The sequence below is a fragment of the Parapedobacter flavus genome (genome assembly GCF_035818675.1).
GTDB classification, from domain to species: Bacteria; Bacteroidota; Bacteroidia; order Sphingobacteriales; family Sphingobacteriaceae; genus Parapedobacter; species Parapedobacter flavus.
In genome coordinates this window covers 101,130-114,146 of the sequence record NZ_JAYKZZ010000013.1, presented here as the reverse complement: position 1 = coordinate 114,146, position 13,017 = coordinate 101,130, and the positions used below count along the sequence as shown (strand labels likewise).

12 protein-coding genes are annotated in these 13,017 nt (G+C 39.2%); 4 read left to right on the top strand and 8 right to left on the bottom strand.

The genetic code is table 11. The features are described 5' to 3' along the window. Positions 1 to 238: 238 nt before the first annotated feature. Positions 239 to 895, top strand: coding sequence for a phospholipase D-like domain-containing protein (locus U9S71_RS11535; protein WP_326327624.1), 657 nt, complete (start codon positions 239 to 241; stop codon positions 893 to 895). Positions 896 to 984: 89 nt separating this feature from the next. Here U9S71_RS11535 and U9S71_RS11530 read toward each other — a convergent pair whose 3' ends face one another. The 4 genes from U9S71_RS11530 to U9S71_RS11515 are packed head-to-tail and all read right to left on the bottom strand — an operon-like array spanning position 985 to position 3,568. Beyond that, positions 985 to 1,347, bottom strand: a complete 363-nt coding sequence (locus U9S71_RS11530) for a type II CBASS E2 protein (RefSeq protein ID WP_326327623.1) — start codon at positions 1,345 to 1,347, stop codon at positions 985 to 987. A 56-nt stretch (positions 1,348 to 1,403) separates the two neighbouring features. Then, complete coding sequence (locus U9S71_RS11525; RefSeq protein WP_326327622.1) at positions 1,404 to 2,531, bottom strand: nucleotidyltransferase domain-containing protein; 1,128 nt, start codon at positions 2,529 to 2,531, stop codon at positions 1,404 to 1,406. After that, complete coding sequence (locus tag U9S71_RS11520; protein WP_326327620.1) at positions 2,528 to 3,331, bottom strand: SMODS-associated NUDIX domain-containing protein; 804 nt, start codon at positions 3,329 to 3,331, stop codon at positions 2,528 to 2,530. Before U9S71_RS11520 ends, U9S71_RS11525 begins: the two co-directional genes overlap by 4 nt. 3 nt (positions 3,332 to 3,334) lie before the next feature. Continuing rightward, entirely contained in the window at positions 3,335 to 3,568 is a 234-nt protein-coding gene (locus tag U9S71_RS11515) for a DUF2188 domain-containing protein (protein WP_015266967.1), read from the bottom strand. A gap of 162 nt (positions 3,569 to 3,730) precedes the next feature. Here U9S71_RS11515 and U9S71_RS11510 point away from each other — a divergent pair, with 162 nt between their 5' ends. From U9S71_RS11510 to U9S71_RS11500, 3 genes are read left to right on the top strand one after another with little or no spacing between them, the layout of a single operon-like run. Continuing rightward, positions 3,731 to 4,255: a sigma-70 RNA polymerase sigma factor region 4 domain-containing protein gene (locus tag U9S71_RS11510; protein WP_326327619.1), complete on the top strand. Its 525-nt coding sequence runs from the start codon at positions 3,731 to 3,733 to the stop codon at positions 4,253 to 4,255. After that, entirely contained in the window at positions 4,252 to 4,647 is a 396-nt protein-coding gene (locus U9S71_RS11505; RefSeq protein WP_015266969.1) for a hypothetical protein, read from the top strand. The genes U9S71_RS11510 and U9S71_RS11505 overlap by 4 nt, the downstream gene beginning before the upstream one ends. Then, positions 4,631 to 5,452, top strand: a complete 822-nt coding sequence (locus tag U9S71_RS11500) for an ImmA/IrrE family metallo-endopeptidase (RefSeq protein WP_326327615.1) — start codon at positions 4,631 to 4,633, stop codon at positions 5,450 to 5,452. Before U9S71_RS11505 ends, U9S71_RS11500 begins: the two co-directional genes overlap by 17 nt. An 85-nt stretch (positions 5,453 to 5,537) precedes the next feature. Here the strand turns inward: U9S71_RS11500 and U9S71_RS11495 are convergent, their stop codons facing one another. Genes U9S71_RS11495 through U9S71_RS11480 form a run of 4 tightly spaced genes read right to left on the bottom strand, consistent with a single transcriptional unit; the run spans position 5,538 to position 13,016 of the window. Next, complete coding sequence (locus U9S71_RS11495) at positions 5,538 to 6,197, bottom strand: DUF4391 domain-containing protein (protein WP_326327613.1); 660 nt, start codon at positions 6,195 to 6,197, stop codon at positions 5,538 to 5,540. Further along, on the bottom strand, positions 6,198 to 9,431 hold the full coding sequence (locus tag U9S71_RS11490) for a helicase-related protein (RefSeq protein WP_326327611.1): 3,234 nt from the start codon (positions 9,429 to 9,431) through the stop codon (positions 6,198 to 6,200). It lies immediately after the preceding gene. Beyond that, on the bottom strand, positions 9,418 to 11,574 hold the full coding sequence (locus U9S71_RS11485) for an ATP-binding protein (RefSeq protein ID WP_326327610.1): 2,157 nt from the start codon (positions 11,572 to 11,574) through the stop codon (positions 9,418 to 9,420). The genes U9S71_RS11490 and U9S71_RS11485 overlap by 14 nt, the downstream gene beginning before the upstream one ends. Beyond that, positions 11,571 to 13,016 carry an SIR2 family protein gene (locus tag U9S71_RS11480; RefSeq protein ID WP_326327608.1) on the bottom strand — a complete coding sequence of 482 codons (1,446 nt, stop codon included), beginning with the start codon at positions 13,014 to 13,016 and terminating at the stop codon, positions 11,571 to 11,573. Before U9S71_RS11480 ends, U9S71_RS11485 begins: the two co-directional genes overlap by 4 nt. Position 13,017: the final 1 nt, after the last annotated feature.

Sequence of the window (13,017 nt, the reverse complement as noted above, 5' to 3'; positions counted from 1 at the left end):
ATCCGGTTATAAAAGGAATTTGTAGTTTGTCTATATATTCTATTGAAGGATAGTTACTATTTTAGCTTGAACAAAACTCGTCCTTATAATCAATGAAACTATCAGACTTAACAATAGAAAGCATAAAGGAATTTATATCGGGAGATAATCAACTGTCCCCTATCTCACGAGCCCCGAAATTTTAAAACTCTTTAACCGTATCAGTTTTAAAGATGTATATAAGCGTCAAGACGGTGGAATGCCTGAAAGCCTAAGTCGAAATGCTTATATTTTGGAAAAATTATACGAGATAAATGGCAGCAAGGAAATAGTTCAGTTATTGCAAATTGTCTTTGATCCAAGACATTTTGCACGAGATACGAATAAGAATATAAAAGAAGCTGTGAAGCAAATCAATCTCCTTTTACAGCAAGATGGTTATAGGCTTGATGAATTTGAGGGAAGATACAAGATAATAGGTGCGGACTTACCGGATAACATCGAGGTTGAAGTTCGTTTTGAAGATATTGAAGTGCAAATTGTCGAGCAAATCCGCAGCGTCAAATTCTCAACCTGGATAGCGGTTGCTTGGTTCAGCAACAAAACCCTTATGAGGGAGATTTATAACAAAAAACTTGAAGGGGTCAGTGTCCGCATTGTAGTCTTAGATGATGAAATAAACTCAAAATACGGGTTTGAGTTTGAAAAATATTTTGAAACTAAAAGAGTTCCAAAAAGTGGGAAATATAAAAATATAATGCATCACAAATTCTGTATTATCGACTTAAAAACGGTTATTCATGGTTCTTATAACTGGACAACAAAAGCCAATTGGAATAGGGAGACTGTTAGCGTCGAAAACAGTCGTGAATTAGCAGAAAAATATGCTTCCGAATTTATTCAACTTATTAAATAGGTTACTTAAAAGCAAGCTAATGAGCGACAAATGGTTGTCTCCCGAGTGTGGCAAACAGAACTCGGGGTGTAATCTGCTTTTTTTTCCTTTCAATTCGGATGCTCACCGCCTCCCAGCCACTCACCAGTTGTGTGCCACAGCTCGTAGTAATATAACCACAAGGCCGTCCAGGGAATAATCGTATCTGCCAAAAAATCCGATTTCTTGAACTCATTATATTTCGGTCTATATAAACATAGATTCCCAGATGAATACAAATGAGGCACCTTTTCTCCATTTGCATTCAGTTCCAATTTTGGTGAAACGATGGTTATGTTTGGCGTGTCTGAAAGCTTATATTTTAAGACAAATTCATATAAACAACTCCTGGTACTGGGCCGCAGAGCTCCTTCCACCTTCATAGAGCTTGGAGAGGTAAACTTGGTCACAAATTGCGGAAATTTCGTCTTCATGTAAGCTATCTGTTCAGATAGCTTTTTCTCTCTGATCCTTGACGTGTAACCAGCCCTCATTTGCCGAAAAAAGTGTTATTCTTAATCGGGATACTACCCAGTGAGCTGGTCGAGGTCAATACCCCAGTACCTGTTGCGACCCCAAGTGCATTACTTTTTCGGGATCTTTCAATCTCTATCGCTTGACTACCTTGCGCTTTCACGAACAGATCATCACCAAACAGGCCTTTCATAATCCTACTTTCTTCAATGATACCGTTATCCTTCTTCAATTTTTGCCATTCATTATGTAAATGAAATGAAAACCGTTTAAATGCTTCGTAATATTCAGGCTCCTTATCCCATTTATCGGTAAAGTCTTCATCTGCATTCACCGGATTGAGTATTTTAAGTCTCCCATTAGACTGCCCAATGCTATTTTGGATCGTAGAAACAATATTATCAACGGTGTTAAAAATACTGTCTTCACCTTGATAAAATTGGCCGGCTATCGTCGTCAGGATCACGCTTGATGTTTTGTAGCTGTCATCCTTTTGGAAATATATATCCCGGTAGCGCTTAATCAACTGTACTCCGCGCTGCAATGGTTTTTTCTTACTGAAATCATCAACAGGCAGATTTTCGGCTCTAAGAGCCTTCTCAAGCAGGCTTTCCTTAACAAGATTTGATTGCGCTATAAACCAGTCAGCGTAACCTCGCGGATTGCTACTGACCCAGCTTCCTAATTCACGGTCAGGAACCATGATACGATTTCTATCATATTCAACTTCCTGAACCCCTGGCAAAATATCCATGTGATAATCTCCTGCATATTTTAAACGAATACATCGGTTTTTGGCTTCCAACATATCCCTATACAATCCATGCTCATTTAATCGTCGCCTCAGTTCATTGTATATCCTTTCAGGACTATGAGGGGTTCCGTATTTCAGATGTATTGCAATATCCAAATCGAACTCTTCTCTTCCGATAGGCTTGACAGTTGTCATTATTCGAACAGACCCATGAGGATACACATCATACTTGTATGGCTTGAAGAATTTTTCATCCGCTTCAATCCACTCTTTCACGGCCTCGTAACTACTTTTCATACGATCACGCCGTGTCTTGTCCAGTTGGACCTCTTCTGCCATCCTATCGAGCAAATCATCAATTTGTGTGGCTTTTTTTCCTAATAATATCATTTTGGTAAAATTTTAAATGTGTGTGGCAAAATCCTTTCACCATTTACGGTTAACCCTTTCCGGATCTCATTTGGCGTAGCAAAGTAAACCTCGTCGCCTTTTCTTATAAGGGCATTGATAGATTGCTTCTGGGCATCATTTTCCGTCCTCAATTCAAAGATGTCTGCATATCGTAATTCATCGGTAGGGTATACCGGTGATTTCAATACGCCTTCGATATGTTTCCCGATAAATATGTATTTGATGTGCCTGAAAATATCATCAGGTAATAAGTTGGCATCGATCAGCTCTTCACGGAATTCTCTGGTCGGATCCATTTCACGGTTTTTCCTGCTTTCAAACCATTTCAGGAAAGCAATTAAATTTTTCCTCCTTTTAACAATAATCCGTAAATCGTTTTCGGTATCCTCGTCTCTCGGCACGTGATTACAGGGTTCGACACTCAGCCGATCAAACAATTCCCTGTTTTCTTCCTTCAAATATTTGTATGCACCTCCAACCGGTTGGTAGCCAGGATTGTCATTCTTGTGCCTCTTAATTAATAGGTATCTGCCATTCATCTCAATTCTAAACAAATAAGCGACCGTGACCCTAACCGATTGATTACGTCTTATAATCAATGTCTTAAATAGCCTCCATTTTTTTCGGTTCTCCAACAAGAATACACAGAACTCAACCATACCACCGACTACGAGACCTAAAGAGATCTTAAACACTGTGCCTTTTGGTTCGTTCCCTGCCAGGAAAAAGCAGGAGATGAACCCTAAAAGGCCGATAACCAAACTTACCTTTCCTTTCATCGACTAATGCTTTGTGTCTTTGGGAGGGTGAGGATCGTTGCCGTAGGAATCCTTATCCCGGATTGTACCATTCGGTCTATGGATAACAACTTCTGATTGTTGATTGATAGCAATTTCTCGTGCTATCTTAATAGCTTCTTTCTGGGTTCCTACAATTTTTGTAGCCTTTTCGTTTCCGGCGCCTTTGACTGCCCAATTGTCGCCCCTCGGCACCACATGTTGATTCTTTTTAGCCATGTCTTTATTATTTGTTAATTTTTAATTTTCTTCGTCCCCTTTTTAATGGGAGCCTTTATATATACATGCTGATGTTTTTCATTTTTTTGCCACGCCCAAGAATTTTTTTTACGAGTGGCAAATTTTTTCCCCATCTTAGCATATTATTATAGACAAGAGCTGATGAATCTTTATGACGAATTGCAATCTATTGACTTGGACAACCTGTTAGACAGGTTGACCTCGTATGCGACCAATCGTTTGAAGTCAGCCGGGTTAAAGGATTTGGGAGGAAAAGAGCCTTTTGATTTTGTTGGAGATTTACTTTTAAAGGTAATTGAAGGTATCCGTGATTGGGAAAATGCGAATTGTTCGTTTACCGATTTTATGTTCGGGAGTCTTCGAAGTGAACTCAGCAATTTTTTCAACGGGTCTCTGGTTGGGCAAACGCAGGATCTTTTGGAGAGTCACGCGTATGATAACCAAGACGATATTAAAGAAGAAAGGCAACAAGTTTCAGAATTATTGCAACAGGCTGGAGCAGATGATGACGAATTAATGGTGTTCGAGTATTGGATGGATGGTATCTGCAAACCAAGAGAAATTGCAGAGGATCTCGGCATTGATGTAAAGGAGATTTACAGGACCGTGAAACGATTGGAACGAAGATTGCCCAAAATAAGAGAACAAGCAAAAAGTATCATATGAGCAATAATATTAAAAATAGGATTGACGATGCTCTGATTGCTTTCTACAAAGAAGTGGACAAGGATGCCCTCGCCGATATGCTGAAAGATGATGTATCAGATATCGATGCGTACAACAAAAAAAAGAAGCAACTTGTTTTTTTGGCAAGGGCAAAGGCACAGAAGGAACGGAATGACAATTTATTGAAATTAGTCAGTAAATTTCAACAAGCTATCGAAGCGAATATTGAGAAGCCTGTGGCTATGCTCAAACAATTTATTCAGGGTAATGCTTCTTTGGCCTTGTACCGAAATCTCGATAAATTGTCCAAAGAGGATATTATCGAAATAATCAAGGATCAGAACTTTGTTCAACTAATTGAAGAATTGGAGAACGATGAGAAGCGTCAATAATGCGCGCTTACAAGCCCGCAAACTTTTGGACGACTGTGGATTGGATGAGATAACCGATTTGGAGATGGATCTGTTTGTCGCCGGATTAGTGGTTGCTGGGCATGATGCAATACTTATCGAAGAAGAGCTCTCTAATTGTGATGGAAAAATTGTGTTTGGAAACAATAAGGCGGTTATAAAGGTAAATTCAAAGATACAGTTCCGGGAGAGAAAGCGCTTCGTTGCAGCCCACGAGATAGGACACCTATTAATGCATAGAAATATGCAGCTTCCCGATGATACATTCACAAATTTTAACATTATTGAAGGTACGGAAAATACGTTGAAAAACGGGAGGCAAGAACTGGAAGCAAATGAATTCGCCAGTGAACTTCTAATGCCTGAAAATTTATTCCTTAAAGAAGCAAAAGGCAAGAAGTTTTCTCCCCTTCTTATAAAGAAATTGGCTGAAAGGTTTAAAACCAGTTTGACTGCCACAATTTTCCGCTACCTACAATTCGAACAACTCCATCCGATATGTATTGTGCTAATAGAAAATGGCAAAGTCAAATATTGGAAGAAATCGGAACATTTAAAGGTATGGATGGGGGATTATAACAGGCTAGCCCCTCCTTCGGATTCAGTCGCAATGGAATATTTACAACACGACTATGATTTTGTATATCAATTGGAAGAAAAAGCCCAAACGATTGATAAATCTACGTGGTTCAATTTGAATCAATACGATGAAGATACGAGTTTCTATGAGTATTGTATTCCAACAAGGCGGTATAAAACCATCTTAAGCATCATCTGGGAAGACTAAATTCATGATTTGCCCCTGACTCCCCTTAGACAATGTATTAGCAAAGTTATGTATTCCGGAATTCCGAATCCCCATCAATTTGACCCTATTCCCCATCCGTAAATATCTGCTTCAGCTCCTTTTCAGCAGTTTTTAGCTGTTGGTTCAATTCCACTTTTCGATTGAACTGTTTGCTCTTGGCTATGGCCGATTTTAACTTTGAAATTTCCTTTTCCAATACTGTTATTTTTTTTCGTTGAGCTATCAGATCCGATAAAGGTTTGGTCTCCATGGAACGGTTTCCGGACAATTGCACGCAGAGATTATGATATACGGCATCAATACTTTTTTTGAGTTCCAGGGCGTAAGGGTTTTCAGGCAGCAAAAACCACCCGGTTTTGAAGGTCCAATCGATTACGGAATTGTCTTCATTAGTAGGGTGCGGATGCTTGGTTGAGGTTGAAAGGTAGATACTTCCATCATGCTCTATTACAAAAATTATATGGTATGGGATGGCTTTGTCGATAACATCAAGCACCGTTTGAATCTCCTTCTTTTTTTTGAGCTCTATCTTGAAGACCTGTATTTCTTTTAAATCCTTTCCTTCAAGGTTTACCGTGTCCGACGAAAGCTTATGCGTCCACGTAATTCGAGCGATTAAGTCCGTAAATAGCCTCTTTTGCTTTGAGGTAGCATAAGCATCAAAAGCATTCTTTGGGATAACTCTGCCTACTTTGGTGCTATTAGGTAATTCAAACACAGTCATTTACCGTACAATTAAAAATGATACAAGGTTAAAATCCTCAATACCTTTCAACTTATCTTTTAATGCTGTCGTGCCTCCTGATTTAAACAAACTGAGCACCTCTTTCTCCTCTTCTGTACGAAGAATAGTGCCTATACTTTGTTTCAGTAATGAGGAGTACCTTTCCATATTGTGATACTCATCGGTTTCGAGACTTAATTGTTTACATAAATCCACTAAAGGTTCGGTTTTCCCCTTGCAGAACATACGCATGGCGTCGAGAATCTTTTTGGATTCTACATGATTTAGCAATAGCTCTCCATTTTCCTTAATATAAACCAAATAATACGGATGAAGTCGATTGAGCTTATTTATATTGATACTGGAGTTAACATTCTTCAATACAAATATCACTCCTTTGTGTAATGCGTCGTTTGCTTGAACTACCGCATGTAAACCTTCTGGAATGTGCGTCAGTTCACCATAGGATTTTATGTAGTTGGTCAGATCTACCCTAAAATCGTTCAGACCAAGATCGGTAATACTAACTCCCTCACGCAAATCTTCCAGATCAATGACCTCGTCCTGTAATTTTTGTAGCTGGATTTTACGATATTTCAGGTCTTTCTCCTCTTCATTCAAAATATTATCATCGCCAGTACTGGCCATATTACTAATCAGCATTCTGCTTTCTACACGCTGCTTCAAATTTATATAAGCATCCAGTGTCACATCCGGCCAGAAATTAACCAACGTAATGCTGTCATTTTTGGAGCCTATCCGGTCAACCCGTCCGAAGCGTTGAATGATTCTTACCGGGTTCCAATGAATATCGTAATTGATAAGGTAATCACAATCCTGCAAGTTCTGTCCTTCGGAAATACAATCTGTAGCAATCAATAAATCAATTGATTCGTTCAGCTTTGGGTATAGTTGTGCTTTGTCTTTTGATAAGGGAGAAAAACAAGTCAAGAGAGCATTCAAATCCGAAGGTATGGATTTAGCATTGCTGATTTTTTTGGATCCGGTTATCAACGAGGTATGTATGCCATAAGCCTGATTTAGATAGCCCTGAATATTTTCATAGAGATAATTAGCCGTGTCTGCAAAGGCGGTAAAAATAATAGCCTTTTTATTACCAGAATTGAAAGGTTGGGTAATCTTTCGATTCAACAACTTAATCAGTTGCTGGAGCTTATTATCATTTTCTCCTCGAACGTTTAAAATACTACCCCATATATCATGTAATACCGTGAGGTCCTCGCTTAGGTCTTCTCGCCATCGGGTGGTATCCATATCTGCAATATGGACTTTGATTTTCTTTCCAATAACCTGTTCTTCGTCAGCCCAATTGGATTCAAAATCATAGGTCTCATCGTTTAGGAATCGATGGATTCCTTCATAATCTTTGACATCTCCCTTATCAATGATTTTAACTGCATTTTCAATCTGGCTAATAATTCCTTCAAGTGTAATCCGGAATGAGTCTACCGAACTCTCTAGCCGCTTTAGCAGATTGATACGCATCAAAATCCGCAAACTGTTTTCCCGATCCAGCTGAGTTAGCTTACCTAAACCTGAACGCACTTCTTTATCGTATAGGTCTGCGTAGGCCTGCACTTTACTAGGTAGAATGTAATTCAATGGCGTGTACACCGAAAGATTGAGCATTGTTAATCGCTCGGCAATCTCTTGATAGGTAATCCCTCCGCTTTCTGTTAGTGGAACATGGATAGATTGAGGTTTATTTCTTTGCGGGAACTTACCGATGTCCGTTGTATCGTAATAGGTCGTAATATGCTTCCTTGATCTAGCAATAGTTAAGGAGTCTAATATTTCGAAAAAATCGAAGTCCAGCATATCCAGCAACTTCTCCGTTGTTCGTTCAGCCGTCTCATATTTGCTCCAAACATTAAAAGCCTGCTGTGCCTTTCTGAAAATCTGATCGATTCCGCTTTTCGTTTCTAGCTTGCTATCTATTTGATCCGGTTCTCCTTCATACGCAAGTGCCAATTGGTTTTTTAAATCATTGAAACGATTGTTAACAGGAGTAGCAGAAAGCATCAACACTTTTGTTTCAATGCCATCTCTCACTACTTTTCGAAGTAGCTTTTGATACCTATTCTCTCTGTCAGAAAAGGGGTTGTTATTACGGAAATTATGGGACTCGTCAATCACGACTAAGCCGTAGTTACCCCAATTAACATTTTCAAGGTTTCTACCGTTACTCACCCCTCGTTCACGACTCATGTCTGTATGAAACAACACGTCGTATCGAAAGCGATCGCTCGCCAGGATGTTGTTTTTGTCATTATGGCGATAGGTATTCCAGTTGGCTTCCAGCTTTTTGGGACATAGCACTAACACGTCTTTATTACGCATTTCGTAATACTTGATAATGCCTAATGCCGAGAAAGTCTTTCCTAGGCCCACACTATCAGCCAAAATACAGCCATTATATTTTTCCAACTTATTGATTGCACCTATTACAGCGTCACGTTGAAAATTGTATAGCTTGCTCCATACCACGGAATCTTTAAACCCAATCTGGTCGTTAGGCAGCGTGTCCAGTGAAATATCTTCCAGAAAATCGTTGAAAATATTGTAGAGTGTTATAAAGTAAATAAACTCAGGACTGTTCTCTTTATAGGCACTTTCAAAATAGTCTTGAACCTTTTGCGTGACGTCTTTTAGATCCTCTTCATTTTCCCAGACCTGATTGAACCAATCCAGATAGGCTTGACTATCCGGAAATTCGGTCTTTTGAATAAGGGTAGGGAATCCTTTTTTATGTGTAATACCTAAATCAGAGGTCGTGAAGCTATTCACGTTTAGGTAATTCAAATCTTCCTGATTCGGATTTTTGACATGGATTATGCCATGTAATGGTAAATGATGGTGCTTATTGGATTTGAACACCACTTTTTCCTTTACCCATTTAGAACACTCCCTGGCAATTGCCCGTTGATTCAGTTGGTTTTTTAAACGCAGTTCGAACTCACCACCGCATAGCTCGGCTTCTTTGTATAAATGGGGGATAAAAAATTTCGGAACGTCCTTTTTGAAGTTCTCTTCCATAAAGGTGGGTGAGCTAAACACAAAACGTAACTCGTCCACTTTTTCGAGTTCTTTTTTTAATGCCTCATAGGCGTAAATAGAAAAAGAAGAGGCAGCAATACTCAGCTTACTGCCTTTCTTTATGCTTGCTTTCAAGTCATCGCCTAAGCGACTATTTACGTTGTCAATTATCTTCATCGTTACCTGGGGTATTTTCATCGACTTCCGGCTCATTCCGACCTGTATACTTTTCACCTTTCTCCCACGCAGCAGCAATACCCTGATAGTCAGGGAAATCTTCGGGTTGGCTATCTAACCAATTGGTAATGAATTTAGGGTCGTTGCTATTCGGTGTTGGATCCGCATTATTTATTCTAGCTTGTATCGGTGACCGTACAGCATCACCCATAATTACCACATGTTGTTGTGGCAGTATCGGAAGCTGCTGTAGTATATCTTCATTTGCGGCTGATACTAATTGCCGTACATACTTTTGATCTTCCGGATTTTGAAGACGGTGTATTATGAAGGAATTACATTGTGATAATACCGTCTTTGACAGTTCCGATGGTCTTTGGCTGGAGACTAAAAGTGAAAGACCGTACTTTCTGCCTTCCCGCGCAATTCGTTCGAATACCTTTTTAGCGATAGATTCCCTATCATTTCTGTTCTTTTCAGGAATATAGTTTTGAGCCTCTTCAAGAACAATAACAATAGGTAGCTTTCCTCTTTCTGCATCGGTAAACCTAGAAACGAAGTCAAGAATTAACCTGCCAATTAAACCAGTTACGGTTTCAAGGACTTCCCCTGGTAGCAGTGACATGTCTACAATTGTCAACTGGCTTGGTTTTGTCGGATCTAATTTCTCTATTTCTTCTCTTGTTGCTTGATTATCAAAGTACTCTGAAAAAATATCATTGTCACCGTCCTGATATACCTTGCAGAGATCACCCAATATAAATGAGATGAATTTTGCCAGACTTTTTTCAAAATCAGCATCATGTCTCAGTAATAGGGGATTGGCTATCCGCTCATCGTTCATATAAGACTGTATCCTTAGCCGAAGGGTAGATACGAATTCTCTAATTCTATTACTTGAACCGTCATGTTCATTGATTGCTTCATCAAAGTGCGTTGTTATCAATTCTTCAAAATGAAACCAGACAGGAAGATCAATATTTTTGTCTATGGCTACTTGTTCAGCATTCTGACTGGTTACATATTCCAAGTATTTCTCTTTTAATTCCGGGAGTATCTCGGATTCTCTTTGTGTTGTTATATCTGCCCCTAATTCATTTAGCAAATCCTTAATTGATTGAATTACCTCATCGCCATTGGTTGTGATGGCATTCGCCATTCCTAAAATTTCATTATTAGCGTTATAATTCCAGTTACCATAGCTTTGGGTGCATTTTCTCTTTCGTAAATCATCTGGAGAACAATCTATTATTGCCAAGATTCCACGTTCCAAGAAATTCCCCAATTTATCCGTGGCCTCTGCTTGAGTATTATTTTTCGCTAAGGCAATCGCTCTTTTGAAGATTGGGGCTTGAGTCCCTGCAGTTGGCTCAAATAGATAATCTAAATCTGCAAAATTCATAAACCAAAACGGAACCTTTAATCCAGTTTTATCTATATGAAATGGGTTAACGAGTTCAAGATCTTTATATGGTTTTGCTTTACTTCCTTGGAATGCAGATTTGTATTCTCCGTTCGTGTCAAATATGATAAAATGCGCATTCTTTAACCGTTGACCTTTATAATCATAGCTGAATAAACTCTGAATTACAGAAGCTACTGTACATGACTTGCCTGATCCTGTATTTCCCAAAATCGTGGCATGTTTACCAAAGAATTTATCGGGGTTTATCTTGATTTGATAGTCTGAAAAGGAAGGAGAAGTACCGATGGGTAGATAGTAGTCCTTTTCGAAATCAATATCCTTCTGATCCTTCTGGTCAAAGATATTGTCCAAATCATCCTTGGTGACATACCATACCGGGTTATCCAGAATTGGGTAGTTGTATACTCCCTGGATGTATTTTTTTTCGGAATTGATAGTACCGATCATGGTTGCTACGAGATACCGGGCGCTGTTTGTGAGAAAGATTGCGTCCTTATCACTTCCAAGTTCGGTTTCGTCAATTGCACGTACTCTTGTAACAAGTGCTACGATTCGCTCCGCACCTATTGGGATTACGATGTATGAATTGATTCGGGCAACTTCATAAATGTCATCATAGCCGCTTTTATAGAGGCTTTTCAGGTCTTCGTCCAGCTTGATGTACACCCTGAAGCTATCCACGGATATGATCCTGCCTATTTTTCTTTCGTTGATCATTTTGTTTCAGAGGGTTCAGAGGATCCAAAATACTCATTTAAGGTCTTGGCCACCTTTACATTGTTATCTATACCTGTGAAATCTGGCATTAACGTATCGGCCAAGGTCAGAAAATCTCCAAAGAATGAACCTTGAAGTATGATTACCCGAGAGTCATTCAAGCTCTTTATTCGCTGTATATAAGGCGTAGCAGTTCCTTTGAAATCGACAATTATTAAAGTAAAAGTCGGATTGGAAAGTGCCTGAAATATTATATCGTTGAAATGCTCATCGGCAAAGGAGTAACCGACCGTGATCAACACTGATTGTGATTGGGTGATGGTGGAAGCAAATTGTCTGAACAGTTCAGAATACGGAAGATCAAGAGTGTAGGACTTCTTAACGGCCGAAGGGTAAACGATTATCTCCCCTTTCTTTTTAAGTTCAGATATGAGTTTTAGTGGCATTTCCTCTATGCCATATAAATTATTGGCCTCTCTTTTTTCTGAACTGATCCACGATAGAGAGCCATGTAGTTTAAAATACCGGACTACTTTTTCTATCCGTTGTACCTTCCCAGAGGTGGTGGATCCGGGATAAAACAGGTCGAACTCAAAAGTTTCGGGCTTGAAGTAACGTTTGTGAAAGCCTGAAAAACCATCAATATAATGAACACCTAGTCGATCAAAGGCATATTCAAATGCAAGGTCATAGTTTGCTGTAAAAATGTTTGCCCTACGAAGGTTCAGTGGTCGTTGAAGGAGTGCCTTGATGAATTTTTCATGAAAGATGTATTTGCTTTCTTTTTCCAGCAAAGCTCCGTGTCGTTTTTGCTGGTCAGATGAGCTTTCATTTTTCGCTTTGATCAGCCAGTCGGGAGTTTCTCTTAATTCAACATCACACACTGAGAATAGGCCTTCCTTGATTGCGATAATCATCTCTTTGATTTTATCCTCTCTTTTTTCTCTAGTATGTTCATCCAGAATAAAGTCCTGAGCGATCAGGTAATTAAGAATTCTTTCAAATTCAATGGCAATTTCTTTTGACTGGGAGTCTCGAATTATATCGTCCTCTATTAAGTATGTCCAGTCATTTTCTGCTTTATATATGTGTGTATCAGGATCAATTTTTCCGTCCGTTTCTGCTAAAAACTTAGCCTGTATTTTCTTTACTACCGAAATAAGCTCCTCATATATTCCTTCATTACCAGGTTCAGCATTCTTTCCTTTAATGTACTCTTCTACCTCAACCGGAAAATTCCGGATTGCAACAGCTCCAAGGTGAATCGAACTACCGGAGCCGAAAAGGAAGCTCACGTTGTCAAGCTCCAGGTAATTTTTGAGCATGAGCTTTACTTTCTCTATAGCCTTCCCTTGTTCATCTCCATTTGCGCTCCATTCCGGCAGTTTATCCGTACTCCCTACATAAATGTTGTTTTTAGCTAGGTCAAAAAGCTGTTGCATA

Coding starts and splice junctions, on each gene's coding strand:
- U9S71_RS11530 (WP_326327623.1), bottom strand. CDS start 1,347: ATGAAGACGAAATTTCCGCAATTTGTGACCAAGTTTACCTCTCCAAGC.
- U9S71_RS11505 (WP_015266969.1), top strand. CDS start 4,252: ATGAGCAATAATATTAAAAATAGGATTGACGATGCTCTGATTGCTTTC.
- U9S71_RS11500 (WP_326327615.1), top strand. CDS start 4,631: ATGAGAAGCGTCAATAATGCGCGCTTACAAGCCCGCAAACTTTTGGAC.
- U9S71_RS11520 (WP_326327620.1), bottom strand. CDS start 3,331: ATGAAAGGAAAGGTAAGTTTGGTTATCGGCCTTTTAGGGTTCATCTCC.
- U9S71_RS11480 (WP_326327608.1), bottom strand. CDS start 13,016: ATGCAACAGCTTTTTGACCTAGCTAAAAACAACATTTATGTAGGGAGT.
- U9S71_RS11490 (WP_326327611.1), bottom strand. CDS start 9,431: ATGAAGATAATTGACAACGTAAATAGTCGCTTAGGCGATGACTTGAAA.
- U9S71_RS11535 (WP_326327624.1), top strand. CDS start 239: ATGCCTGAAAGCCTAAGTCGAAATGCTTATATTTTGGAAAAATTATAC.
- U9S71_RS11525 (WP_326327622.1), bottom strand. CDS start 2,531: ATGATATTATTAGGAAAAAAAGCCACACAAATTGATGATTTGCTCGAT.
- U9S71_RS11495 (WP_326327613.1), bottom strand. CDS start 6,197: ATGACTGTGTTTGAATTACCTAATAGCACCAAAGTAGGCAGAGTTATC.
- U9S71_RS11485 (WP_326327610.1), bottom strand. CDS start 11,574: ATGATCAACGAAAGAAAAATAGGCAGGATCATATCCGTGGATAGCTTC.
- U9S71_RS11515 (WP_015266967.1), bottom strand. CDS start 3,568: ATGGCTAAAAAGAATCAACATGTGGTGCCGAGGGGCGACAATTGGGCA.
- U9S71_RS11510 (WP_326327619.1), top strand. CDS start 3,731: ATGAATCTTTATGACGAATTGCAATCTATTGACTTGGACAACCTGTTA.